Raw genomic sequence first — 25,482 nt, forward strand, 5'->3', positions numbered from 1 at the left:
GGATATTTTATCTATGCATCTGGAAATCATTTTCAAAGATCCCAACCGGAAAAAAATATTTTTATCCAAAACAAAAACGTTATGCGCGGTCATCCTTTCCTACCATCTGCTGACCTGGTTTACCGGCTGTCCGTTCCGCTTCTTTTTCGGCATCTCCTGCCCCGGCTGTGGAATGACCCGCGCGCTTCTCGCCGCTCTGCGCCTGGACTTTGCCGCCGCATTTTCCTACCATCCGTTGTTTTTCCTGCTGCCGTTTTTCCTGCTGGGATATTATCTCGATCCCTGGATTAACTGGAGCCGTCACTATCTTCTTCTCGGATCTGTAGCTGCCCTCTTTGTGCTCACCTACCTGGTTCGCCTGCTGTTCCTTCACGATCCGGTTGTAACCTGGCATCCGGCTTCCGGAACCCTCTTAAAACCATTCTTTCATCTTTTAAACATAAAACTTCCGGGATAGATTTCTCCGTTATTTTCACTGAAATCCATCCCGGAAGTTTTTAAAATCCAATCATCTGTACAAGAAAAACCGCCCCCGCAGCTCCGACAGCCACAGTAAGCAATCCCCGTTTCATATACGCCAGCACAATCGCCACCACACAGCCGACAACTGCACTCACCTCAGATCCCGTACTGGAAAAAATCGCCGGAAAGGTCATCGCCGAAAGCACCGCATAGGGCACGTAATACAGAAACGACTGTACTCGTTTGTCATTAATCTTTTTTCGAAAAATTGCCATTGGAAGCATACGGATCACATAAGTTGTCAATGCCATCACAAACATACTGGCAATAATATACTTTGTACTCACCCTGCATTCTCCTCCTCATTTCTCGGAAATAACCATGCCGCAATCCCACTGACCAGAATCGTGATCAAAATGATCGCCCAGCCACCAGACAGATGTTTCAGCACAGGAAGACTGGAAAAAGCAACACTTGCTGCGATTGCCAAGATCACCGTGAACAGCACACTTTTTTGTTCTCTGGCCGGAGGAATGATAATGGCAATAAACATACCATACAAAGCAATTCCCATGGCACTGGATAATTTCTGCGGCATCAGCTGGGTGGCAGCACCACCCACAAAAGTCCCAAGCGTCCAGCCAACAACCGGCGTCAGAATCAGTCCGGCCATATAGGAGGCTGTTAATTCCCTGGGCTGCTGCATGGAAACCGCAAAAATCTCATCTGTGATTCCATAAGCGATCCCCAGTCTCTTCTTCATGGACATCTTACTTTCCACTTTCTGAGAAACAGACAGAGACATCAGAAAATAACGGATATTAATGATCAGCGTGGTCATGGCAATCTCAATCATAGAACTTCCGGCTACCATCAGATTCACCCCTGCAAACTGACCTGCACTGGTTACATTCGTCAGGGATATTAACACAGCTGTCCATAGCGGCAGGCCGGAACGAACCGCTGTAATTCCAAATGCCGCCGATACTGAAAAGTATCCCAAACAAATGGGAATTCCGTGACGAATTCCCTGTAAAAATTCACTCTTTTTCATTTTTCTCACCCTGTCCGCAACTGCTATCTGTCAGCCAAATTGCGAACACTTTCCCGTACAATTAATTCCGTGGGCAGTCTCATCCTGCCCACCGGCACCTCTTCTCCATAGATGCGCCGCATCAGAAGCCCAACTGCTTCTTTTCCCTTTTCTTCCGGCTTCTGCCGCACGGTCGTAAGCATCGGCCTGGAAAGTCTTGCATAAATATTATCATCGAAACCGCTTACCGACAGGTCTTCCGGCACAGAGATTCCTTGCGAATAAAAGATACTGATAGCTTCATTTGCCAGAAAATCCGAGGTAAAAAACGCCGCCGTGTACCCGCTTTCCTTCACGTTTTGTGCAAACTGCCGCAGCACTTCGTGTCGGTAATTATCATGTTGGGGAAGATAAAAATAATCATCTTTGTCAACCTCCAGCTTATGTTCTTCCATCGCTTTCTGCAGTCCGCGAAATCTATACAGATTACTTCCCATTGGAGGTTGCTGATCCCCAAAAAAGGCAATCTTTCGATGTCCCTGACCGATCAGATAAGAGGTCATCTCATACCCACCCTCATAGTCTTCTAATCCGATATTGTCAAATCCTTCTCCATAGGAATCCACAAAAACAATGGGAATGGGGATCTGATGTACCAGAGCGGTACAAAACTCTGCTTCACAGCCAAGCAGGATCGCACCTTCCAGATTGGAATTCTGCAGTACTTTTGCAAAACTCTCATTATCGTCTACCGTTCCGCAAACCATGGCGCGATCGTATTTGCGCAGTTCCCGGTCAATTCCCTCCAACAGGCTCCCACAAAAGGGATCCGTCAGCACATGTTTTTTCTTTCCAAGACAAATATAGACCGCTACCAGATGATGCTGCGGTTCCCCTCTGTTGTTTTTCTTTTCTTTCACATAATGATTACGGAGCAATGCCTCTTCGACACGTTGTCTGGTCTCCTGTGACATTTTTCTTGCGCGTCCATTTAACACATTGGAAACAGTTGTGGCACTGACCCCCAGCTGATCTGCAATTTCCTTAATCGTGATCATTTCTCTCATCCTTCTTCTCGTAAGGTATATGGAAAATCTACTTTCATATCCCGGAAATAATATTCCCGGTCTCTTTCTGTAATCTCGCGTATCACACGGCATGGGTTGCCCACGGCAACCACATTGGCAGGAATATCTCTCGTAACGATACTTCCCGCACCGATCACCGAATTCTCTCCGATCGTTACCCCCGGGAGCACAACAGAATTTGCTCCGATCCAGACCTTATTGCCAATGTGGATAGGCAGCGAATAATGTGCACCCATCTCTCGATACAGCGGATAGACCGGATGACCGGTGGTACAGATGGTTACATTGGGACCGATCATGACCTGATTGCCAATATACACATCCATATCATCTATGATGACCAGATTGAAATTGGCATAAAACTGATCCCCCAGATGAACATGATTACCGTAAGACATATGTACCGGACTTTCAATAAACACACGGTTCGTACAATGCCCGAGAATCCCTTTCAGAATTTCTTTTTTCTTCACATCCTCGCTCGGACGGGTGTTGTTATAGTCAAACATCACTTCTTTGCAGTGACGTCTCTGCGCTTCCAGTTCCTTTTCCTGTTCGATATCGATCGGATCTGTATGTCCATGTTCATAAAAAGTCATCCCGTTTTTGATTCGCTCCTCTAAGTGCATCTTTTCTCCTCCTTTTAAAAGCTCCGAATCTTATCGTCCTCTTCGCTTTCTGTCTTATCAATCTTCCGGATCACTACATAATAAGAAAAATCATCACTGACTTTAATCTCTACCCGGTCACCCACTTTATGTCCAAGAATCGCTTTCCCGATCGGTGATTCGGTACTGATCAGCCCGCTCAGAGAATTGCCGCGGATCGAAGTTACCAGACGATAGATTTCCTCCTCATCGTCATCTTCCATATACAGTGTCACCGTATTATTTAGTCCCACTTCATCTTCTTTGGACTCTTCTGAAATCACAACTGCTGTCTTTAACATTCTCTCCAGATACCGGATCCGGCTCTCATTCTGATTTTTTTCTTTTTTTGCCGCATAGTATTCAAAATTTTCGCTGAGATCGCCCTGGGCTCTTGCCTCTTTTACTGCTTCGATAGCATCCTTTCGAACTACCAGTTTCCGGTATTCAATCTCTTTTTCTATTTTCTCCACATCATGTTTCGTTAATCGTTCTCCCACAATCCGTCTCCTCTTTCTCAACTGATATTTTTAACCAATTACATAACTTTTCAGTACTCTCACCATTACGAGCCGAAATGTATATAAATGCCTTTGGCGATGCTGAATAATTACTCGATCACCTTATGATCCAGCCATTTTCTTCCATGAAACCGCAGGGTATAAAAGATACCACGGAGTGTCCAGTCAGAGAACATACCGATCCAGACCGCAATCGGTCCGAAACCAAAAACACGACAAAGAACCACACATAATGTTACCCTGCAAAGCCACATGGTCGTACATGATAATATCATGGAGAATTTCACATCGCCTGCCGCCCGCATGGAATATGCCGGAATAAAAGCCGGTACCCATACGATTGGTTTGATGATGGTGATCCAGGTCACCATAAAGAAACACATCCTACCACTCTCTGCGCTCATACCTCCAAGATGGATGATTGGTTTTGTCAGTACAAACACCAGCAGGCAACTGATGATGATAACTACCTCAGATACCAGGCACATCTTTTTTGTATAGTATATCGCCTCATCCTTTCTTCCGGCACCGATACACTCTCCTACTACATTCATCAGACCGATGCCGATACCGATGGCTGCAATACCATTCAGATTTTCCAGAATATTTGTCATCGCCTGTGCTGCGATTGCCGCAGTACCAAGAGTCGATACCGTAGACTGGATCGCCAGCTTACCAAACTGAAACATCCCGTTTTCGATACCCGTCGGGATACCAAGCGCCAGTATCATCTTAATCTTATGCCTGTCCGGGCGGATTTTTATGTAATTTCGCACACATATTTCTTCTTTTGGACTACGCAGAAAATACATGACAACGATCGCACAGAAAATTCTTGAAATCAGTGTGGACAGTGCCGCACCGGCCACTCCCATATGGAAACCGAAAATCAGAATCGCATTTCCCACAATATTCATAATATTAGAGATCACTGAGATGGTCATAGGCAGTCTCGTATTTTCCTGTGCCCGAAATACGGAAGATCCCGCATTAAAAACTGCAATAAACGGAAACGAAAGGGCTGTATACAGGAAGTATACCTCGGAATTAGTCATTACTTCCGCTTCCACTTTTCCGAAGATCAGATGCAACAGTGGAATCTGAAATACCACACAGACTACAGTCAGTACTACAGCAATCGCCGTGATAATAAAAATCAGCTGTTTTGCCGCATCGGTGGCATTTTTTACATTTTTTTGTCCCATATACTGGGAACAGATGATGGTTCCTCCTGCTGCCAGCGCAGCAAACACCTGGATCACCAGCACATTGATCGAATCCACCAGCGATACCGCCGAGATAGCCGCCGATCCCACGTTGCTGACCATCATCGTATCTGCCGTTCCCATCAGAGAATTCAGAATCTGTTCCACAACCACCGGCACCAGCAATGCCCACAGTTGTTTGTTAGTAAATAGATGTTTCTTTTGTTCCGGTTCTGTTTCCATGTTTTTCCCCACTCTTTTCACTGCTCATTTTTTTCAATCAGTATTATTTTATCTTTCTCTTATCTATTATGCAACCCCGGAATTCCTCTCTTTTCCGGTATTTTTTCCGGATCGTAAGTATCCAGAAGCTTTCTCATTCCATAAAGAAATGTTTCCAGATCTCCTGCCACTTTCATCTGTCGGTCCCAGATAGTACTTTCCGGAAAAGACCAGCGCAGATAGCTCCAGATTTCCTTTAATTTAAACAGTGCCTTCTCTTCATTGATCGAGATTCTTACATATTCATCCCTCAGCTGTCCGGCAAATGCTTCCCATACCGATTTTTCCGGTAAATGCTTTCCATGCAGCTGCCCGGTCAGTCCCGGATGTCGAAGAACACCTCTTCCGATCATCACCGCTGTAATCTGTGGAAATTCTCTTTCTATCCTTTCCAGATCCTCCACCGTAAAAATATCGCCGTTATAACAAAGCGGTGCTTTCCGCACCTCGTACGCCCCGGAAAATGCATCCAGCCGTGGTGTTCCACCATAAAAATCTTCCCTCACCCGCGGATGAATAATCAGCTCTTCCAGCGGATAACCGTTAAAAATCTCCATCAGCGGTCCAATCTCTTCAGGATCGTAACGTCCCAGTCTGGTCTTGATGGAAATTTTCATGTCCAGTTGTTCAAAAATCTCGTCTAGGAATTTACGCAGTCCTTCTCTGTCCTGTAAAAACCCGGAACCTCTGCCACCGTTTACCACTGTTTTTGACGGGCAGCCGAGATTCAGATTGATCTCTTCGTATCCGAATTCCCGCATACCTTTCGCGGTGCGTATAAAAGCTTCGCTGTTGTTGGTCAGGATCTGCGGGATCAGCACCAGCCCCCGGTTATTTTCCGGCAGAATATCGTTCCGCTCTTTGTAATTAAAGAGCCGTCCCTTTTGTTCTTTTGCCGCAACAAACGGGGCAAAATATTTATCAAATGGATAAAAATACCTGTGATATGCATTGCGAAATACATATCCCGTCACTTCTTCGAGAGGAGCCATGTAGTATTTCATACTTCTTCCTCCCCCAGACGGATCCGTTCCATACGCGCGGCGGTCTCCTCGTCCAGATGATCAAACAGATAATTTTTCTCAGAGGAACGTTTTTCTCTTGCCGTCTCCCGTATCTGTTGTCGGACTTCGATCACATCTTCCAGCAGTTCCCGAGCCGACATTCTCCGTCCCCCCTGGCCAAGGATGATGACCTGTTCGAGCTGGTCGGAGGTGGCAACTGTCACACGGTATTTTCTTCCAATCTCATGCACCGTTTTTTCAATGTACTGATCGGCGGTTTCCGCCTCTTTCGTATAAACCACATGGATATTGTGATATGTTTCCACGCTGCCCGGATTACCTTTCACTTTGTAAGCATCAAATACCAGAATCAGCGTGCACTTTTTAAATCCCTGATAATTGCATAAAATATCCATCAGTTTTTCCCGGGCGCCGTCGATGTTGGATGCTGCCAGTTCTTTCAGATCCTCCCAGGCAAAGATGATGTTATAGCCGTCCACCAGCAGATATTCTTTCTCCCCGTCCGGCGTCTTTTTCTGCTTATAATCGCTGGTCGATTTGCCGTATCCCTCCAGAGGATCCCGGCGACTCTTTTTCCATCCCTTTACGCTCCGTCCAGCCGGCGCTTCCTCTCCCAGTTTCCGCATCGGACCGTAGGTGCGCTCAAAGATCTCTTCCAGTTCTTTCTCGGTTGCCCAGTATTTTTCATTCTCTTCTTTCCAGTTTTTCGCGGTCACCGGCTTCTCCGGCTTCGTCTCCTGACCGGCAGGTGCATTCCAGCCACTCTCCACATGCATATAGTCTTCCACCTGATCCCAGTTGACCACAAACCCGGCACCGTGTGCACAAAAGACCGATCCGGTCGGATTCTCAAGATCGGCTTCCGGATCGTATCCGACCGCTTCCACAATTTCTTCCTGATTGTGGCACGGATAATATCCTTTTAAAGTACACGAAAGCCTTCCTCTGCCACTGGTGTAAGAGATTACTTCTTTCTGATAATCCCGCATCGTGACAACCGGCGCGGATCCGGTCAGCACCGTCATCTCGCCTTCTGTCTTCGGCGGATCGAATTCTCCGAGCATCTTCTGGATATCGGTCATGCTTCGTCCTACCTGCTCCGAAGGCACTTCCAACCGGAACTCATAATACGGTTCCAGTAACTGACTTTTCGCCTTGCGAAGTCCCTGTCTTACGGCACGATACGTCGCCTGACGGAAATCCCCGCCCTCGGTATGTTTGATATGTGCCCGCCCGGTCAGCAGTGTGATCTTCATATCGGTGATCTGCGCACCGATCAGGACGCCTTTATGCTCCCGCTCTTCCAGATGCGTCAGAATCAGCCGCTGCCAGTTGCGGTCCAGCACATCCTCACTGCAATCCGCAGCAAAAATAAGACCGCTTCCTGTCTCTCCCGGCTCCAAAAGGAGATGGACTTCCGCATAATGACGCAGCGGTTCAAAATGTCCTACCCCTTCTACCGGTTCAAGAATCGTCTCTTTGTAGACGATATTTCCCTCATCAAAGGTCACCGCCATGCCGAAGCGCTCTTTGATCAGACTTTTTAAGATCTCGATCTGTACCTCTCCCATGACCTGGGCATAGATTTCTCCAAGCGTCTCATTCCATACGATATGTAACAGCGGCTCTTCTTCCTCGAGCTGTCGAAGCTGTAACAATGCCTGATGCACATTGACCTCCGTCGGAAGACCGATCCGATAGGAAAGTACCGGCTCGAGCACCGGCATATCGGATGCCTGTTCGCTTCCCAGTCCCTGTCCCGGATAGGTCGCGGTAAGCCCGGTCACTGCACAGACCGTGCCCGCTTTCACTTCCGAAACCATCGTATATTTTTCTCCGGAATAGATGCGGATCTGGTTGACTTTTTCCTGCCAGATGCTCTCTCCGGTCTCTCCCGGTCTGCCGTTTGAGAGTACCGATTTTACCTTCAGAGTTCCACCGGTGATCTTCATATGGGTAAGCCGTTCTCCCTGATTGTCTCTGGTGATTTTATAAATTTTTGCTCCAAACGTTTCCGGATAAGAAGTCTCCCGGATCCGGAGTTTCAGATCGTCCAGAAATTCCTCCACACCGGTCATTTTCAGTGCCGAACCAAAATAGCAAGGAAAGAGTTTTCTCTCCCGAATCATCTGCCTGATCTGCTCTCTGCTGATTTCCTCTCCCTCGAGATACGCTTCCATCACCTGCTCATCGCAGACTGCCACCTGTTCTTTCCATTCCTCATCTGTTTGATCTGTGGAAAACTCCACACAGTTTGCATCTAATTTTTCCTTTACTTCTGCAAGCAGTGCTTCCCGATCGGTTCCCGGCTGATCCATTTTGTTGATAAATAAGAAAACCGGAATCTGATAACGGGAAAGCAGCCGCCACAGTGTCTCGGTATGTCCCTGCACACCGTCTGCTCCGCTGATGACTAGGATCGCATAGTCGAGTACCTGTAACGTTCTCTCCATCTCCGCCGAAAAGTCCACATGTCCCGGAGTATCCAGAAACGTCATTCCGAACTCGCCGAGCGTACACTCTGCCTGTTTCGAAAAGATCGTGATTCCCCGGTTTCTCTCTAACGTATTCGTATCTAAAAATGCATCCTGGTGATCCACACGTCCCAGCTTCCGGATCGCCTTGCAGGTATATAAAATCCCCTCGGACAGTGTCGTCTTTCCCGCATCCACATGCGCCAGGATCCCCATCGTAATCTGTTTTTCCGGTTTATTTTCTGATGTAGCTGCCATCGAAAATGCCCCTTTCTGTCGTTATAATGATTTGTAACTGTTCAGTACCTTCGCGGAATACTACCTACTGAATAGTTTGTCGCATTTTATAATCATAACACAGAAAGGGGCTTTCGTCCATTCGTCCATATTGGAAACTCTCGATATTCTATTTTTTAACACCAGCAATAAATCTTCTCCGGTCTCTGTTCCATCTGCGGACATTCTCCCGGGAGATAACCGGCTTCTTTCATATAAGAGACCGGCACATCTGCACTCTCTTTTTTCATGCTTACTTCATTTCCCTGGCGGTCGAGCAGTTTCATCTTCAGGCTGCCATCGATCAGATACGGTCCGACCAGAATACCATCCAGATCCATACCAAAGTTGCGGCTCTGGATCATATGCAGCAGTCCATCATTCATCTCTCCACCATTTTTTCTGATGTCATAGATCAGGAATCCGTTCTCTGTTCCCTGATATTTATGAAAAATAATCTGTCTGGCCATATCCTTTACTCCTTTTCGTTTTTCGCCTCTTGATACTTTTATTATAGCAGAAATTTTTCAAATAAATTTTCTTTTTCTGCTGTATATATTCAAAATAGTGCTGTATACTGACAATAACAAGCTTATATAGCATACCACAAAGGAGGCTGCCATGCCAGATATTTATCAGAAAAGCGGTTATCTCAACAGTCCGTTCCGGCTGTTTTATCTTGAAGACCTGCCCGGGCGGGAATATACCTACCATTATCATGATTTCCACAAACTGCTGATCTTTCTGAACGGAACGGTAAGTTACCGGGTGGAAGGCCGGGAGTACGATCTGAAACCGGGCGATCAGGTGCTGATTCCTGCCGGCGAGATCCACTGTCCGGTGGTTCATCCCAGTACCACCTATACCAGGCTGATCGCGTATATCTCGCCGGATTATTTTTCATCCCTTTCCGGGGAATGTGATCTCTCCGGATGTTTTTCGCATGCACTCGAAGCGCATGAAAATCTGATCCGCATTCCCGATTATTTTTCCGGCTCGCTGTATCCGGTCCTGCAGGAGCTGATCGGAACCTTTTCTTCGGATGATTTTGGCACCCCTTTTTATCAGAAGTTAAAATTCGCAGAATATCTGCTGCTGTTAAACCGCTACCTGTTACAGCAGGAAAATCAGAAGATTTCCCTGGTTCTTCCCACCGCAAACCCGCAGATTTTACAGATTCTTGACTATATCAATGCTCACCTGACCGAAGATCTGTCCATCGATCGAATCGCGGACGCTGCCTTTCTGAACCGTTCCTATCTGATGCACCTGTTTCGTGACGAAACCGGGTATACGATTGGAAAATATGTAACAGAAAAACGTCTCTATCTGGCAAACCATGCCATCGAACAGGGCGTTTCTGTCACCGATGCCTGCTATCAGAGCGGATTTCGCAACTATACAACCTTCTATCAGGCGTATCGAAACAAATATCACAAATCTCCGAAGCAGGCACGAAAATAATTTAGTTTGCTGTCATCTGCGCTTTTCTCTGTTTTTCCCATTTTCGCATCGTGTAAATATAATACGGAATTAACGGGATCAGCGCAGAGATCCATGCCGCCGGGTCTGCCAGACATACACCGGCAAAACTGGTGTGTCCTGCTAGCAGCATAATAATTCCGGTTCTTGCCACCAGTTCAAAGATTCCGCCGACCATCGGCACCAGACCATAGCCCAGTCCCTGCAGGGCATTCCGATACAGGAAGATGCTTCCAAGGAACGGATAGCACCAGAATACTGTGTGGAAGTAGGTTTCCGCCACACCCAGTACCTGTATCTCCGATGCATCAATAAATAAAAGTGCCATATATCTTCCGAGGAAATACAGGATCAGCATGGCAAAGACGCTGTATACAAGGATCATCAGCTGCGTACAGCGCACACCCTGTTTGACTCTGTCCATTTTCCCCGCTCCACGGTTCTGTCCAACATAGGTAGCAATGGTCGCACCAAAAGCGACAAATACGGTACTGAAAATATTCTGCAGTTTTCCTGCTGCCGAAAAACCTGCCATATAATTTTCCCCGTATACATTGATTGCCCCCTGCACCACAATGACACCGATCGCAGTAATGGAAAACTGCAGTGCCATCGGAATACCGAGTGCCAGAAGTTTTCCCATCTCCTGAAAAGAGACCGTAAAGTTTTCTTTTTTCAGATGCAGAATCGGGAACTTCTTCACAATATAAATCAGACATAAAACAGCTGAGATTGCCTGTGCAATTACGGTTGCATAAGCACATCCTTCCACGCCCATTCCCACGTAGATGATAAATACAATATCCAGCAGTACATTGATCACCGCCGAAATGATCAGAAAATAGAGCGGTGATTTGGAATCTCCAAGCGCACGCAGAAATGCTGCCAGCGCGTTATAGGCTGCCGTTACGATCAGTCCGGCGTATATGATTCCCATATAGGAAGTTACATCCGGCATGATCTCTTCCGAATAATTCATCAGATGCAGGATCGGGCGGTTGGCGATCTCAAAGCCTATCGTCATCGACACCGCAAAAGCCACCATCAGATAGATGGACATTGCCACATAGTGACGCATCCGGTCGTATTTTTTCGCACCGAACCACTGTGCCACGAGAATCGCAAATCCACTGCTCAGTCCATTCAGCCATCCGGTGACAAAAAACATCAGCGAACCGGTACTTCCGATCGCCGCCAGCGCCCGCACTCCGAGGAACTGTCCTGCCACGATGGAATCTGCGATGTTATAAAACTGCTGAAAGATGTTTCCGAGAAACATGGGAATCATAAACTGTATGATCAGCTTGATCGGACTCCCGGATGTCATATCCCGGATCGTACTGTTTCCCCCGTTTTTTTCCATTTCCTGTTTCCTTTCTTTTTTCTTTTCTCCTCTTACAATTTTTGTTACCTATGGTATTATAATCATTCCGCGGAAAAATGCAATGATTTTTTCTGCTAATTCAAAAGAGATCCCCCGGCACATTCCTCCAGAAGATCTCTTTTCTGCTTTTCGCAGTCCGTTATTCATTTTACCAGTCTGTCTCCGGGTCAAAGGTGATATCAGCCTGGTATTCCTCTCCCGCTCCCTGGTTTAGAAAGTTCTCCAGTGCCTCTTTAATCTCTTCCTCTTTTCCCTGCAATTCATCCGGAATCACCAGGTCAAAAACCACTTTGGTCTTATCGTCACACGAATGCATCCGGAAATCATGCATTGCAAGACGGCTGTCTTTGTCTGCCAGCCACTGTCTCACCAGTTTCTGCATCCGGTTGATCTCCACGTCGTCTGTGATCACTGGATCCAGATGGATCACCAGATTCGTTCCGTATTCTTCCAGACATTTCCGTTCGATCTGATCCACCACCTCATGACATGCCAGCAGATTGTCGTCTTTGTCAAATTCCACATGAACACTTGCATAGCATTTTCCCGGACCGTAATCGTGCACCATCAGGTCATGACAGCCAAGTACCATCGGATAAGTCATGATCTCCTGTGTCAGTTCTTTTCGAAAATCGGATTTCACGCCTTCGCCGAGAAGCGGTGAAATCGTATCTCTTGCAAGCCCGATGCCGCTCCAGAGGATAAAGACAGCGACCAGAATTCCCATGATTCCGTCCACTTTCCATCCAGTTGCATGTTCCACTAGTGCAGCGATCAGAACGGCTGTTGTTGTCAGTACATCATTTCTGCTGTCCGCCGCGGTGGCCAGCAGAGTCGTGGAATCGATCTTTTTTCCCATCCGGGTGTTAAAGATCATCATTCCCGCTTTCACCAGGATCGATGCGATCAGGACAATCATCGAAAGCAGAGAAAATTCAACTGCCACCGGATGAAGCACCTTCTCCACCGAACTTTTTGCCAGCTCGAATCCGATAAACAAGATCATCACTGCCACCGTAAGGCTTGCCAGATACTCGAACCTTGCATGTCCGTAAGGGTGTTCTTTATCTGCCGGTTTCTCTGCCAGTTTGAATCCGGTCAGCGTCACGATGGAACTTGCCGCATCGGACAGGTTGTTTAAGCCGTCTGCTGTAATCGACATGGAACCCGCAAGTTTTCCGACCGCCAGCTTGCTTCCCGCCAGACAGACATTACACACAATCCCCACCAGACCGGACAGCTTTCCAAGCGTTGCACGTTTTGCAGAATCATCTTTTTGTTTCATAAGTTTTACCTCCATTTTTCAACTTATGCCTGCAACATTTTTCTGTTATTCTCCCGTGCTTTTTGAATGTTTTCTTTTTTACACTAAAAAACACCCATGGGACAATATAAGTAAACTACTGTCCCACAGATGTCGCTTTCTCATCTGCTGCCCTCACCGGGCCCGGCCCCATGGATCTCCATCGCCTGCTCAGTTTGTACTGTAGATTGATATGCAGTGCAAATTGCGTTTTGAGTATCTTATCATACCTTTTGGTGGTTAGCAAGAGCTTTCAAATTCGAACTTTTGTTAGTTCTGAATAAAATATATTTCAGTAATCTGACCTGTATATCTTACAGATCCCCCAGCGTCTCTCCCAGTGCCAGTACCGCGTTTCGCACACATTCCGGGCACTCGCAGAGGACTTTTCCGGTTCCAGCACCTTTGAGTTCCTTGCAGATGGTAGCTCCGCTTTTTTCAGAAAATTTCTGCAGGATTTCTCTGGAAAATCTTGGTGTGCCTTTTCCTTCTGTCAGGACACCCGCCGTCATAACTGCACCGATCAATGCCCCACAGGTACTCTCCAGACTTCCCATCCCCGCCGCAAATCCTGCTGTCAGTTCCATCAGTTCTTTTTCGTCTGTGGAAATCTTATCTTCAAATACCTTGATCACCGCCTGCGTGCAGTTGCACGCTCCTGTCGCTTTATATTGTGCAGCCTGGGCTGCACGTTCTTCAATCGTCATCTTTTGTGTTCTCCTTTATTTTATGTAAAAGAAAAATCTTTCTTATCTACATTATAAATGGTTTACACTTTTAGTCAATGCAGGATTGTATACATCTTTTCCGGGAACTGGTGCCGGTTGTTTTCCTGCACCGTAAATTTCACATTACATTTTCCCCATTTTGCAGCCTCATAGAGTTGTTTCGCCATCGGAAGACAGTCATCATCCTCCGAACCGCAGAAAATCCGAAGCGCAATATTCTTTTCCCTGATTGCAGAAACCACAGTTTCCGCATGCTCCTCCAGAACCGGGATCCACGGGCCTTGCAGGATCATCAGATCACAGCGCACAGATGTAAATGCTATTGCGCGTAAAAGCATATCGCATCCGGCTGAGAATCCACCACATGCGATGCTCTCATATTCTTTCTTTTGCACCATTTTCATCGCTCCTGCCACCGGTAAGTAAGAACGCATGTCATAACTCCAGCGATACGTTCCATATCCTTTTTCAGCAATTTCCAGTGTTTTTTCCAGAATATTATTTTCTTTGATCATATTCGCTTTCCTTTCCATCTCCAATTTTTCTATATATATCATTTTTTATGTTTTTTCATTGTTCTCCCATAAACTGTTATTTCTCCATTACAGAGTTGAAAAACGGGCAACTCCTTTTTATGCAGCCACTTCCAGATCCACACGGTCAGAAACAGATTTGCACCCACAAAGCAGCCCACATACCCGCAAAAGCCCAACATCCATCCGGGCAGGAGCATAAATCCAACGAACAGCAATACCATATATCCGAAACCGCCAAATACTGTGAGTACTACCGGTCCTCCCTGTTTCATGGGCATGATCTCGTTGGTCCATGTCAATGTCGGCATTTTAACTCCAAGAAACAGACCAGCCAGTGCCATGAGCAGCACATAAGAGCCTGAAAAAAGAAGAAGCATCAATATCTGTATCAAATGCAGAGGATAAACTGCTACCCGAGCACATAATACACAAAAGCAGCGGTAAACCTGTTAAAAGAAGCTGCATCGATGCTCCGCTGTCTGTTACGTTTCACCCGATATTCTCTACCGTGTTTTCCACCTGCATAAAACCTGCAAGAATCCCCTCTGCAATACTTCCTGCCATCGCGCAGCCGGTTGGAACAGCAATCGTCAGAATCCCAAGTCGCAACAGCTCTTTTGCCCCGGCAGATGTGAATGGGGTTTCCGCTTTCTGTTCGTTTCTGAAATAGCTTTCTGCGAACTTCGCCAGCGCAGCTTCTCCGGCACATACAAGCAAACTTCCAGACAGCGTTGCAGCAATGCTCCGACCATTATATCCATATTTCTCATAGATCAGCCCATGCAGAGTAATAGCACCGATTCTGAGCAGTTCTCCGTTTCCAAAACCCATACTGAGCATTCCTGCGATGCATCCACAACAGCCGATCACAGCAAAAATAAAAGCTGTTTTGCTGAGGATTTCTCCTAGTTTAGAAAGTTTCTGAATCGTATGGAGTGATTTCATTGTGATTCTCCTCTCCTGAATTTTCATTTATCGTTCCGCTTCTTAAAATTTATATTTTCAATAAAATAACGCAGAGTGAATCTGACTCCTTCCATCAGTTTCAGCTCTGCGTCTTAGCGTCTGGCTTTTTCGAACGTGTGATATGAAATTGTTGTAGATTGATCAGTTCCTCCCGTTTACACTTCGGGCAAAAGAGAAGAAAATTTTTCAGAACAGTATCTTCGCGGATCCATACGCGGGTCTTGCTGTGACAGCTCGGACACAGCAGCCATTGTCCCTGTTTCTCCACTTACTACATCACCTTCCCATCTATCGGGGCTGAGATTACTGTGATCTGCCTTGTTTTGCTCCCTTCACATACTTCGGTGTTCATGTACTTCATCGCAATCTGATTGATCTCCGTAAGAAAATCCATAAATTTTTCATCTGTCAGAGTCAGCGTACAGGTACTCATCATCAGCATATCCTTTCGTGGGTCCACATGCTCTCCGGAAAAATATTTTGCAAACGATGCACAAATATTCAAAAGCGCCATCTGCACCGTCGCACCTTCCGCATCATCCATCTCCATGAAACTTTTATTCAGCTGATAAATGCTTTCCACCGTTCCGCGAATCCGATTTTCCCCCACCACGGTAATCATGGAATTGTCCGTCAGGATCTTCATATGGCGATACAGGCTTGCACTTGGGATATCTGGCAACGCCTTCCGAACCTCTTTGACTGTACCGGTTTCGTGAATCAGAAAATATTGAATGATCCTCTGCCGAACCGGATTCATCACAATTTCAGCGATCTCCATATTTTATTATCACTCCTTCAATTATTCTATATTTTTATTATATTCTTATTTTTGAAAATATCAAGATTATTTTATTCTACCGTTTGGCTTTGTGTATAAAGAATGTGCTTTGCAGGAAAGCAATTTCCCGTAAAACGAGATAAAATACGCTTCGCGAATTTTACTCGTTGCTCGCGTAAGTAAAGAAAAATCCCGGAAACCTAAAGGTTTCCAGGATTTTTATCGTCTCTTTCGAGATCATTATCTGTTATGTTTTTTCTTTCTGCTTACAACCGTTGTACCGATCGCAGTACCACCGCCAATAAACAGCAGGGCTATCCACAAAGCAAAATTGTTTGTGTCTCCGGTCTTCGGCTTGGTCGTGTTGGTTGTAGTGCTGGTTGTTGCGTTGGTTTTCGAATTTGCTTCTTCCGCAAGCTTCTTGATCTTCGCTTCCAGAGCATCCACCTTTCCCATAGCCTCTTTGCCGACCATCGTTTTCTCGTTCTCGGTTAGACCGTCGATGAGTGTTTTCACACGTTCCACCTCGCTCTTATCCCCAGTTCCTACGTTGTCCACCGAAGGTAGTCTATTGATCTCATCTAAAACTTTTTCTACATTGTCGATCGCGGAAAGCGCCTCTTTTACGGTGTCAAGTTTTGTTTCAAGATCTTTCTTTTCCTTCTCGGTGTAGTTGCCGTCAAAGTCACGCAGAGCATCTTCCAAAGCTTTTTTTGCTTTTTCAAGGGCTTCTTTGTCCTCGCGTTTCACATTGTCTTTGGTAATGCCGTCGACTGCCTGAATCTCATCACTTTCAGCAGCATCCTTAGCCGCAGTAATGCGATCGAGCAGTGCCTGTGCCGTGTTTTTCAGAGTCTCAAGAGCCGTTCTCTCCGTATCTGTCAGGTTATCTCCATTGAGCAGAGTATCGATGTCGGCGATCAACTTCTCCATCTCATCCTTATCGTCGCTCGTCACCTTGTCAATATCGTAACCGTTTACAGCATCCGTCAGACGGTTGATCTCATCCGCAATATCGGCAATCCGTTTGCTCAGATCCCTGCACTTTGCGGCTGCCTCCGTCAGTTTCTTCCATTCCTCTTCGGTAGATTCGCTGTCAACAAACGCCGCAGAAATGTCGTTGATTTGTCGCTCGACTGACGAGATTGTATCAGTGTCACTCGATTTGACATCATCGACTGTCATGGAAATGGCATCGGTAATCGACGAGATCGGTTTCATATAGACCGTATACTCTGTTACATTTCCTGCTTTATCTACCGTGCGGATCACATAGGTTTCCTCTTTGTCACCTGTAAGGAGGAATCCATTTTCCACAGGCTCACCGTTCAGCGTTACCGACTCGAAATTTTCGTCATCGATAGCAACTTTTTTCGTCACATAGTAGGTCTTACCGTTATCCACACCGACAATCTGAGGTGCCGTAGTGTCGAAAGTTGCGCCGTCCGATCCGATATAGGTGACATTTCCGGCATTGTCTTCGATGCGGACATAGATCACAAACTGATCTCTGTCTTTTGCCGCAATATCAAACCCGCTGTTTTCTGTCCAATCGGTAATCGCACGAACCTCTTCGTCTGTGAGTATCTTATCGGACTTGAAGTAGTGTACCGACTTAACGCCGGAAGCCTCATCGTCTGCCGTCAGTTTCACACGGACATCATCCTTAAAGAACAGACCAAAGGTGATCTTGTTGAGGAACTCCTGGAACGCTGTGCGCTCATTTAATCTTACCTCGCCGGTCGGCGCGGTCTTGTCGATCCTGTAGTTTTCGGTAACTGCCTCAGAGATGACACCGGTAGCCACATTCTTCACATAGAAGGTCAGTCTGCCGTTTCCGGTTTCGTCCGTTGCGGTCAGCGTATCCAGCCACTCGCCGTCTGCCGTATCGGTCAGGCTGAGTTTGTAGCCTTCCTTTGCGCTTACGACAAAACTGGTATGGATCCAGTCATTGGAATTTACCTCATATTCTTCCCCCGTAGCCGCATATGCAACGATATTCGCTGTAATGCCGCCCGGCTGTGTGAGTGTGTAGTTTCCAACTATCACGTTATCACCGGAAAGGGTAAACGCCGTAAAGCTGACCGGAATATTTTTACCGATCGTCACACGTTCAAAGGTAGGAACGCCATTTACAAGTTTCACCACATCACCGTCGACCACCCCGGCTAAAACCGGTGTTCCATCGATCTCTGCAGTGTTTTTGCCATCGTACTGTTTATCTCTGACTTTGAGATTCTCAACCGTCAGTTCTTTCGGTGTGATACCAGCTGTAGTACCTGCCGGCTGAGCTGCCAGCACATAATTTGCTGCATCGTCTCCCGAAAGAGCAAAATCATAAAATACAACTTTCTTGCCGTTGCCGACATTCTTATCATCATATGCCGCCCTGCCGGTCACAATCGCAACATCGTCGCCGTCAACAAGTCCGTCAAATGCACCTGCTGCCGTTACTTTCGCGTCGGTATTACCGTCGTAGATCTTGCTTTTCTCCACAGTCGTACCGACAATCTTAAGTTCCTTCGCTGTGATATCTGCCGTAACACCTGCAGGCTGAGCCGTCAGCTGATAGTTCGATGCCGCAGAACCTGTAAGTGCGAAACCGGTAAATGTCACATTCTTTCCTGTACCGACATTTTTATTGTCATAAGCTACCTTACCGGCTGCGACCGTGAGATTTTCGCCATCGTAGTTGACAGATGGTGTTCCCACACCCGTGAGTTTCGCGTCAGTCGTACCGTCGTAAACCTTCGAAGTTTCAACGGTCGCATCGTCAATCGTAATTTTCTTCACCGTGATATCAGCCGTAACATCTGTCGGCTGTGCAATCAGCCTGTAGTTCGCCGCTGCATCACCGGCAAGAGCAAATCTACTAAAGGTTACTTTCTTTCCTGTTCCGACATTCTTATTCTCATAAGATGCATTTCCTGCAGCAATCGTAAGATTTTCGCCGTCATAATTTTCAGACGGTGTTCCTGCATCCGTGATCTCTGCGTCGGTCGTACCGTCATAAACTCTGGAGTTTTTAACAGCTGTACCATTTATCGTGATCTCTTTGACGCTGATGTCAGCTGTCACGCTTGCCGGCTGTCCTGCAAGTCTGTAGTTTGCTGCATCATCACCATCAAGAGCGAATCCGGAAAATGCCACGGTTTTATCTGTGCCTACGTTTTTATCGCTGAAATTCGCCTTGCCCGCCACAACGGTCACATCGTCACCATTCACAAGGTTGGTTATACTTCCGTTCGATGTAATTTCCGCATCCGCTGTGCCGTCATAGATCTTGTCGGAAACCGTTACCGCTTCAATTCCAGCCTCTCTTGGTACGATTACAAACTGTACGGTTGCTGTACCTTTCTCGTAGTTATCCGTCTCTGCCGTTGTCAGCCGAACGTTATACACACCGACATTCTTCGGTGCATCCGTGGTATACGCCTCGTCATCTGCATAGACCGGCTTGTATTCCCAGGTTCTCGCGCCATCACCATACAGCGTCCAGTCGATCAGATAAGGATCGATCGGCTCCCCATCGTAAGTCTTCTGTGTATTCGGTTCCAGATTCAGCTCCGGCGTTCTCTTTTTCACCGTAAGCTTCACCGATGTCATGGCAGGCTCGTCACCATCTTCGTAGCTTTCCCCCATCGGATGATACTGGACACGAATCGTGTATTCGCCTGCGGCAAGTGTGGAAACGTAACTTTTTTTCAGCGTTATCCTTCCATCCTCTGATACCGTATAATCGGCGCTGTCGATCGGTGTATCCCCATTGTAGAGTGCCGCCACCGTGTTGCCATTCAGTTTCACATCAAATGTAACATCCTTCTTGTCAAGTCTTGTAAATTCTGCCGTTTCCGTGACTGCCTTCGCGTCGGTGTAAACCACTACTCCGCTGGAATTGACAATGGTTACATTTCCGCTCTTATCTGTTGCACGGACATAGACATACGCTTTCCGGTTCGGCTCAATATCAAAAGATGTCCCTTCACCGTTCTCGTCAAGCGTCAACTCGTTCCAGTTGCCTGTAATTACGTTTTTATCCGTAAATGCTGTTTCTGACAGAAGATATGCAACCTTATCGATACCACTTCCCCGATCATTAACCGCCACATACACCGTCTGCGTCTCTTTGAAGAACAATCCAAAGGTAATATTGTTCAGAAAGGATTTGAATGTATGTGTACGAATACTGATTGCCGTCTCAGGCGGAGTAATATCTGCAACCCCTTCTACGGTAATGGTGATATCTCCTGTAACGTCCTTATCCCGAATCACATATATATCGTTTGTGCTTTCAAGTTCCACCCCATTTGCAAGTACTCTGAAGTTCTCAGTCCTGGAGTACCCCCTGGCAATCTGCACAATAAACGTATAATAGTTGTTGTGTCCCACAGTTGTCTCACCGGTAACGATGTATCCTTCGCCTTTTGGCAGTGTGACATTATAATTCTTATAGACACTAAAATCAAAACTTATCGTATTGCCTGCAATGTCGGTCGCTGTGACTGTATGTTTCGCATTGTCCGGTGCTATGGTGTAGGTTCCGTTTTCAAGTGTAATCTCTTCGCCATCCAGTGTCACGGTAAATTCACTTGCATCGGTGACGGTAAACTCCGTCGGACCATAATAAACCCCATTCGGCTCAATACCGGAAAATACCGGTTCTTCGATGTCGGTTGCCTCGACATAACCGCATCCACAGAGTTTTTCGTGCGTATTCGTATTCCATACGCAGGAATGGGTATGGCTGACAACTTTGACATTTCCGGCGATACCGACACGACCATCAATGATCTGACCGTTACCGTTGTCCTCAAAAGCTTTGCCATCCGCAAGGCAGTCCATCAATGCCCTGCCTGCAACGGTGATCTTACTGAAGTTACCCCCGTAGAGAGTCAGCGTGCTGTCTGCTTCTGCCATAATTTGATCGTTGAACGTACTGCCGGTGTGAACTTTCATCGTACCGCCGGACTTCACAAGCGCCTCGCCGTATTGACCGCCGTTTCCGACAAGTTCAAGCACGCCCCCGTTATTTACAGTAATTTTATCGGATATCGAACCACCGTTTACCACAACGTCATCTCCGGAAACATTCAATGCCCCGTTCAATGTGCAGTAGTTGATAACCGTATGACTTCCTCTGGCGTTGAGTGCCTGTTCAAACGTACAATAGAGAAGCTTGCTGTTATTGCCATTGCTGTTTACGATACCTTTGAAAATGAGAGCAGATGCGTTAAATTCTGCCGCTTTGGCAACAATAACCGGTCCTGTGACCGTACCGTTGGAAATATCCAGGTTCGCGCTCTTTGCAACATTGAGTCCATTGATCGTGTGACCATTCATATCGATGGAAAAGCTGCCGGCACTGATGGTACTTTTTTCCGTCACATCGTCATACATCCGGAGAACGCAGCCGTTATTTTCTTCGGCATAGCTGACAGCATTTGCAAAGTTATCAAACTGCTTCTCTGTTCCATTTGCTTTCACAACGAAGAGAATCTTCATACCACAACCGGTACAGATATGGTCGCTGTCGATATTCGCATGATCGCATGGTACAACTCTGACATTCGTCATAGAGTTCTGCTTTGCTTCCTCATAGCTGATACCGTCAAATCGGTAACCCTCACCGAGCAGGTCGGCACAGGTCAGCCCTTCGATTTCGACCTTTATGCTGCCATAACTTCCGCCGCAGAGGTAGGTTACTCTTGGATCCGGCAGCGCCCATTTATAGTCGGTAATGGTAAAGGAATCAAAGGAACCATTGTTGACCGTCAGCGTGCCTCCATGCTGTTCAAATCTCGGAAATTTGCACGCGCCATCAACCGTCAGTGCACCACTGCTCAACAGAAAATATACATTCATGGTGCCTTCGCCGACAATCGTTATATCAGCGCCATATGAAATCTCATATTTTGCAGAATTCCAGTCAGCGTTCGGAGGGTTGATGATCGCATGTCCGTTCAGATCAAACGTCCATTTTCCTGAGCCGCACGCACTCCAACTGTCTGATTTTTCCGCATCTCCATAAAGTTTCAGGTTATATTGTTTGTCTGGGTCTGCAGTGACAAGAGGGCTCGCTTTGTCCATCGCTTCCTCATAGCTGTCACCGGATACAAACTTTTCCTCGTTATTTTTATCAACATATTTGATCAATACGGTCGCCTGATATCCACAGTTTTCACATATGCCGGTTTCCTCATTAAAGGAATGTTCCTTATGCACATAGAAGTACACCGTCGTGGTGTTGCCCGCTTTGTCACACACCTCAACTGTATGCCACTGTTCGTTGTAAGCCGAATCAAGATTACAGGTATTGCTCCACACGCTGTACATGTATCCGCTGTGGGTTACATTTGCGCTTTCGAAATTTTCATCAATAAATTTAAGTGCTTTTCTTCCGCAGACCTGTACCCGCTGACCGTTTTCATAGCCTTCGATCACCGGTGGCGTCGTGTCAATGACAAAACCGTCGGTAGACAGATAGGTTACATTGCCTGCCTCATCGGTCAGTCTTACATAGATCACATACTTGTTATCCGTATCGATATCGAATGTACCATCATATTCGGTAAAAGCCACCGCTGCAAGTTCTGCTTCGGTCATTCCTGCATTTGCAGGCAGATATTCGATCTTTACCGTTTCTCCGCTGTTGTCATCTGCGGTGATCGTAACTTTCTGTGCTTCATTGAAGAACAGACTAAAAATAGTCGTATCTGAGAAGCTGTTCCACTTCTTTTCACCGATGGTGATCTCACCGGTCGGTTTTTCACTGTCCACCCACTGTGCCGTCAGGGTAATGCTTTCCACGGTATCATCGGCTGCAAGATCTGCATAGGTCGTGTCCGCAGTAACAGAACTTTCACCGCATTTCCATCCGTTGAACGCATAGCCTCCGTCCTTTGTCGGTTCGGCGATTCCGTCCAGTACCTTGTCTTCCCAGGTAACGGTCTTACTTTCAACCGCAGAACCGCCATCGCTGTCGAAGTTCACGGTATAGCTGTTTGCCGTCCACTGTGCAGTGAGCGTAAAGCCCTCCAGTACCGGGGTATCAAAATCGTAATCTTCCTCGCCCTTATACCATCCCTGGAATGCATAACCGTCCTTTTTGCATCCTGTCGGAATCTCCGCTTTCTGACCGCGCAGAACTTTCTGTGTATCGACTGTGCTTCCGCCGTTTGTGTCGATCACAACATCGACCGTTGCGCTGTCGCTGATCGTTCCCGTGCCGGTCACTGTGCCATAGAAAATGCCGCCGATGATACTGCCATTATTTATGACTGTACCATTTTCATCAAAAACACCGCCACCAATTTCCCCGGTACAGGTAATAGTACCGAAAACTTTGCTTTTCCCAACATCCATGGCACCATCTATTCTAGCATTATCCTGCATTTCAAAGGAAACGGAATCGTCAGCGCAAAGCAGCTTTCCACTAATCACGCTGTCATCTTTCATCACAAATTTTGCAGAGTTGTCCTGCCGATTTTTGTTTTTCATCATAATCTCGCCGTTTATGCTGGCTTTTCCGCTGAGTGAAAGCTTTGTAAATGTAATGTTTTCGACACTTCCTGTTTCGGCATTGTCCTCCATGGTCAGACCGATGGCATTGCCGCCACCATCCAGTTCGCCGATGCTGGAACTGCCACTCAGGTGAAATCTCGCATCCTGTCCGGACTGTCCTACGGATACATGACCGCCGTTGGCATTGCCGCTCATGGTGAAATCAGCATTGCTGTCGATCCGAAGCACGCCATCATTCTGTGCATTACCGGTCATCGTGAATACGGTTCCACCCGCAACGGACAACACAGTATTTTCTGCGATCTTTCCGTTGTACATGGTAACCTTTGCATTGTCTCCGGTCAGTGTCAGATTTCCGATACTTCCCGCCGCACCACAGTCGGTAATGCCGAACCTACCGCCTGCATGGATCTCCGTGCCGGAATCTGCACCATTTATACTTTTGCCGTTCAGGCAGATGTTCACTCCGTCAGGCAGCGTGATGGCATCAGCAGAAAGGGTCACATCGTTTTTCAGATAATAATTTCCTGCCGCAGTCGGAAGCGCATCTGTCGCCGTCCACTGCTTCCACTCAATCTCCTCGTGGGTGTCATGTCCGTCATACGCCGTTCCACCACAAAGACAGTGGGTGTCATCGTGCTTTGTACTGAAATACACTTTGATTTCAGCTATGCTCCGCTCAGCATCCATTCCTCTTAAATAGGAAGGATAGATTTGAAATTTTCCGGTTGAGGCATCAAAATCGACCGCAACAGGATCACCGTCAGCGCTGACTGCCTCAATCTTTTCCACCTCATATCCAGCCTCCGGTGTTACGGTATAAGTCTTCGGCTGTGTAGAATGTGCCAGATAATACGCATCCGCAGGTGAAATACTTCCACCCTTATCTCCTGCCACGCTTGCTTTTACGCGTAAAAGGTCATAATTCGGCTTGATAAAAATCGCCACTTCCTCGTCCGGAATAGGACCAAGGCATGAGTCATAAGCATTGATCCACTTTCCCTGCTGCCAGAAAACATTGCATCTGATACTGTCATAGTATTCAAAATAATCGGTATAATCCGTGCCGTCCTTACCGGTGATGGAGATTCGGAACGAACCGTTTTCAAGCTTATCCACCGTCTTTCTCACTTTGATGTCCAGTCCGCTGTAAAAGTTCGCCAGTTCATCGTCTTTGAAAAACGTAGCAGGAGCCATGCCGGTGCTGTCTGCTTCTCCCACCGTAAGCCCTGCAATATTACTCGAATCTTCCACCACATATACTTTAGGCTCAACATAGCGGTGCACGAAACGAATCTCTCCGGAATTCGATGCCTGTGACACATTGCTGATCAGCCACTCGCCCTCACTCGGTATGGCTTTGTAATCAGTGCTGTTATCTGCAATTTCGATCCCCTTTCCCTCGAAATACACCTTTGCAGAGGCAGATGTGTCTGTGCGGTCCAGCCCGTCAAACTCTATGGAATCATTCTGGCTGAATGACCGTTTGCCCGTGACCGCATCATAATAATAACTATACAGTGTTTCGTAGTTTTCTTCTTTGGAAAGTTCGGATACTTTCAGATTGACAGCTCCGTCCGCTTCCGCCGCAACTACCGGCAGAGGCACCATGGAAAACACCATGATGACTGTCAGAAACACAGAAAGTATCCTCTTTCCCAGTGTCATTTTTGTATTCATCCCGTTACTCCTTTTCCTATATTATTCTGATTTGTAATCAATTGTAATTGATAAGGAGTCATTGTACAATCACCCTGACACAAGCGGT

Annotated in this window: 20 protein-coding genes and 1 riboswitch; of the genes, 2 read left to right on the forward strand and 18 right to left on the reverse strand. The window is 46.7% G+C overall.

The features are described 5' to 3' along the window. The first annotated feature begins 13 nt into the window (after positions 1 to 13). Positions 14 to 457 carry a DUF2752 domain-containing protein gene (locus tag ETP43_RS11200; RefSeq protein ID WP_106491944.1) on the forward strand — a complete coding sequence of 148 codons (444 nt, stop codon included), beginning with the start codon at positions 14 to 16 and terminating at the stop codon, positions 455 to 457. A 40-nt stretch (positions 458 to 497) separates the two neighbouring features. On the opposite strand, the gene ETP43_RS11205 is transcribed toward ETP43_RS11200, so the two are convergent. From ETP43_RS11205 to ETP43_RS11245, 9 genes are all read right to left on the reverse strand, one after another. Next, positions 498 to 809, reverse strand: coding sequence for an AzlD domain-containing protein (locus tag ETP43_RS11205; protein WP_022399160.1), 312 nt, complete (start codon positions 807 to 809; stop codon positions 498 to 500). Next, positions 806 to 1,516, reverse strand: coding sequence for an AzlC family ABC transporter permease (locus tag ETP43_RS11210; protein WP_129258126.1), 711 nt, complete (start codon positions 1,514 to 1,516; stop codon positions 806 to 808). Before ETP43_RS11210 ends, ETP43_RS11205 begins: the two co-directional genes overlap by 4 nt. 23 nt (positions 1,517 to 1,539) lie before the next feature. Next, positions 1,540 to 2,562, reverse strand: a complete 1,023-nt coding sequence (locus ETP43_RS11215) for a LacI family DNA-binding transcriptional regulator (protein WP_243114259.1) — start codon at positions 2,560 to 2,562, stop codon at positions 1,540 to 1,542. After that, positions 2,559 to 3,212: a sugar O-acetyltransferase gene (locus tag ETP43_RS11220; RefSeq protein ID WP_129258130.1), complete on the reverse strand. Its 654-nt coding sequence runs from the start codon at positions 3,210 to 3,212 to the stop codon at positions 2,559 to 2,561. Before ETP43_RS11220 ends, ETP43_RS11215 begins: the two co-directional genes overlap by 4 nt. A gap of 14 nt (positions 3,213 to 3,226) precedes the next feature. After that, complete coding sequence (greA, locus tag ETP43_RS11225) at positions 3,227 to 3,730, reverse strand: transcription elongation factor GreA (RefSeq protein WP_129258132.1); 504 nt, start codon at positions 3,728 to 3,730, stop codon at positions 3,227 to 3,229. Between the two features lie 110 nt (positions 3,731 to 3,840). After that, on the reverse strand, positions 3,841 to 5,199 hold the full coding sequence (locus ETP43_RS11230) for an MATE family efflux transporter (RefSeq protein ID WP_129258134.1): 1,359 nt from the start codon (positions 5,197 to 5,199) through the stop codon (positions 3,841 to 3,843). Positions 5,200 to 5,258: 59 nt separating this feature from the next. Then, entirely contained in the window at positions 5,259 to 6,242 is a 984-nt protein-coding gene (locus tag ETP43_RS11235) for a tRNA dihydrouridine synthase (RefSeq protein ID WP_129258136.1), read from the reverse strand. Beyond that, positions 6,239 to 8,995: a translation factor GTPase family protein gene (locus tag ETP43_RS11240; protein ID WP_129258138.1), complete on the reverse strand. Its 2,757-nt coding sequence runs from the start codon at positions 8,993 to 8,995 to the stop codon at positions 6,239 to 6,241. Before ETP43_RS11240 ends, ETP43_RS11235 begins: the two co-directional genes overlap by 4 nt. A 155-nt stretch (positions 8,996 to 9,150) precedes the next feature. Next, complete coding sequence (locus ETP43_RS11245) at positions 9,151 to 9,483, reverse strand: hypothetical protein (protein WP_129258140.1); 333 nt, start codon at positions 9,481 to 9,483, stop codon at positions 9,151 to 9,153. Positions 9,484 to 9,634: 151 nt separating this feature from the next. Between ETP43_RS11245 and ETP43_RS11250 the strand changes: the two genes are divergently transcribed. After that, entirely contained in the window at positions 9,635 to 10,477 is an 843-nt protein-coding gene (locus tag ETP43_RS11250; RefSeq protein ID WP_022398579.1) for an AraC family transcriptional regulator, read from the forward strand. Between the two features lies 1 nt (position 10,478). On the opposite strand, the gene ETP43_RS11255 is transcribed toward ETP43_RS11250, so the two are convergent. The 9 genes from ETP43_RS11255 to ETP43_RS11295 all read right to left on the reverse strand — a co-directional run bounded on the left by ETP43_RS11255 (position 10,479) and on the right by ETP43_RS11295 (position 25,394). Beyond that, positions 10,479 to 11,858, reverse strand: coding sequence for an MATE family efflux transporter (locus tag ETP43_RS11255; protein WP_129258142.1), 1,380 nt, complete (start codon positions 11,856 to 11,858; stop codon positions 10,479 to 10,481). Between the two features lie 169 nt (positions 11,859 to 12,027). Then, positions 12,028 to 13,164: a cation diffusion facilitator family transporter gene (locus ETP43_RS11260; RefSeq protein WP_243114260.1), complete on the reverse strand. Its 1,137-nt coding sequence runs from the start codon at positions 13,162 to 13,164 to the stop codon at positions 12,028 to 12,030. A 116-nt stretch (positions 13,165 to 13,280) separates the two neighbouring features. Next, positions 13,281 to 13,367, reverse strand: a riboswitch (NiCo riboswitch). Between the two features lie 129 nt (positions 13,368 to 13,496). Next, positions 13,497 to 13,889: a C-GCAxxG-C-C family protein gene (locus ETP43_RS11265; protein WP_129258146.1), complete on the reverse strand. Its 393-nt coding sequence runs from the start codon at positions 13,887 to 13,889 to the stop codon at positions 13,497 to 13,499. 74 nt (positions 13,890 to 13,963) lie between these two features. Beyond that, positions 13,964 to 14,443, reverse strand: a complete 480-nt coding sequence (locus tag ETP43_RS11270) for a hypothetical protein (protein WP_164979693.1) — start codon at positions 14,441 to 14,443, stop codon at positions 13,964 to 13,966. A 20-nt stretch (positions 14,444 to 14,463) separates the two neighbouring features. After that, positions 14,464 to 14,838 carry a hypothetical protein gene (locus ETP43_RS11275; RefSeq protein ID WP_207668924.1) on the reverse strand — a complete coding sequence of 125 codons (375 nt, stop codon included), beginning with the start codon at positions 14,836 to 14,838 and terminating at the stop codon, positions 14,464 to 14,466. Positions 14,839 to 14,935: 97 nt separating this feature from the next. Then, the gene (locus ETP43_RS11280) at positions 14,936 to 15,391 is read right to left on the reverse strand and encodes a hypothetical protein (RefSeq protein ID WP_129258152.1); all 456 of its coding nucleotides are present in this window, start codon (positions 15,389 to 15,391) and stop codon (positions 14,936 to 14,938) included. Between the two features lie 100 nt (positions 15,392 to 15,491). Then, complete coding sequence (locus ETP43_RS11285; protein ID WP_129258154.1) at positions 15,492 to 15,680, reverse strand: cysteine-rich KTR domain-containing protein; 189 nt, start codon at positions 15,678 to 15,680, stop codon at positions 15,492 to 15,494. A 3-nt stretch (positions 15,681 to 15,683) separates the two neighbouring features. Then, the gene (locus ETP43_RS11290) at positions 15,684 to 16,193 is read right to left on the reverse strand and encodes a helix-turn-helix domain-containing protein (RefSeq protein ID WP_129258156.1); all 510 of its coding nucleotides are present in this window, start codon (positions 16,191 to 16,193) and stop codon (positions 15,684 to 15,686) included. A 240-nt stretch (positions 16,194 to 16,433) separates the two neighbouring features. After that, positions 16,434 to 25,394 (reverse strand): YDG domain-containing protein, encoded by an 8,961-nt coding sequence (locus ETP43_RS11295; protein WP_129258158.1) that lies wholly within the window; start codon positions 25,392 to 25,394, stop codon positions 16,434 to 16,436. Between the last annotated feature and the right edge of the window lie 88 nt (positions 25,395 to 25,482).

The sequence above is a fragment of the Blautia faecicola genome (assembly GCF_004123145.1).
Classification (GTDB): domain Bacteria; phylum Bacillota; class Clostridia; order Lachnospirales; family Lachnospiraceae; genus Oliverpabstia; species Oliverpabstia faecicola.

Excerpts from the sequence above, each read along its gene's own strand:
- ETP43_RS11200 (WP_106491944.1), top strand. The coding sequence starts at position 14 with ATGCATCTGGAAATCATTTTCAAAGATCCCAACCGGAAAAAAATATTT.
- ETP43_RS11210 (WP_129258126.1), bottom strand. The coding sequence starts at position 1,516 with ATGAAAAAGAGTGAATTTTTACAGGGAATTCGTCACGGAATTCCCATT.
- ETP43_RS11215 (WP_243114259.1), bottom strand. The coding sequence starts at position 2,562 with ATGAGAGAAATGATCACGATTAAGGAAATTGCAGATCAGCTGGGGGTC.
- ETP43_RS11220 (WP_129258130.1), bottom strand. The coding sequence starts at position 3,212 with ATGCACTTAGAGGAGCGAATCAAAAACGGGATGACTTTTTATGAACAT.
- ETP43_RS11230 (WP_129258134.1), bottom strand. The coding sequence starts at position 5,199 with ATGGAAACAGAACCGGAACAAAAGAAACATCTATTTACTAACAAACAA.
- ETP43_RS11235 (WP_129258136.1), bottom strand. The coding sequence starts at position 6,242 with ATGAAATACTACATGGCTCCTCTCGAAGAAGTGACGGGATATGTATTT.
- ETP43_RS11240 (WP_129258138.1), bottom strand. The coding sequence starts at position 8,995 with ATGGCAGCTACATCAGAAAATAAACCGGAAAAACAGATTACGATGGGG.
- ETP43_RS11245 (WP_129258140.1), bottom strand. The coding sequence starts at position 9,483 with ATGGCCAGACAGATTATTTTTCATAAATATCAGGGAACAGAGAACGGA.
- ETP43_RS11250 (WP_022398579.1), top strand. The coding sequence starts at position 9,635 with ATGCCAGATATTTATCAGAAAAGCGGTTATCTCAACAGTCCGTTCCGG.
- ETP43_RS11255 (WP_129258142.1), bottom strand. The coding sequence starts at position 11,858 with ATGGAAAAAAACGGGGGAAACAGTACGATCCGGGATATGACATCCGGG.
- ETP43_RS11260 (WP_243114260.1), bottom strand. The coding sequence starts at position 13,164 with ATGAAACAAAAAGATGATTCTGCAAAACGTGCAACGCTTGGAAAGCTG.
- ETP43_RS11265 (WP_129258146.1), bottom strand. The coding sequence starts at position 13,889 with ATGACGATTGAAGAACGTGCAGCCCAGGCTGCACAATATAAAGCGACA.
- ETP43_RS11270 (WP_164979693.1), bottom strand. The coding sequence starts at position 14,443 with ATGGAAAGGAAAGCGAATATGATCAAAGAAAATAATATTCTGGAAAAA.
- ETP43_RS11280 (WP_129258152.1), bottom strand. The coding sequence starts at position 15,391 with ATGAAATCACTCCATACGATTCAGAAACTTTCTAAACTAGGAGAAATC.
- ETP43_RS11290 (WP_129258156.1), bottom strand. The coding sequence starts at position 16,193 with ATGGAGATCGCTGAAATTGTGATGAATCCGGTTCGGCAGAGGATCATT.
- ETP43_RS11295 (WP_129258158.1), bottom strand. The coding sequence starts at position 25,394 with ATGAATACAAAAATGACACTGGGAAAGAGGATACTTTCTGTGTTTCTG.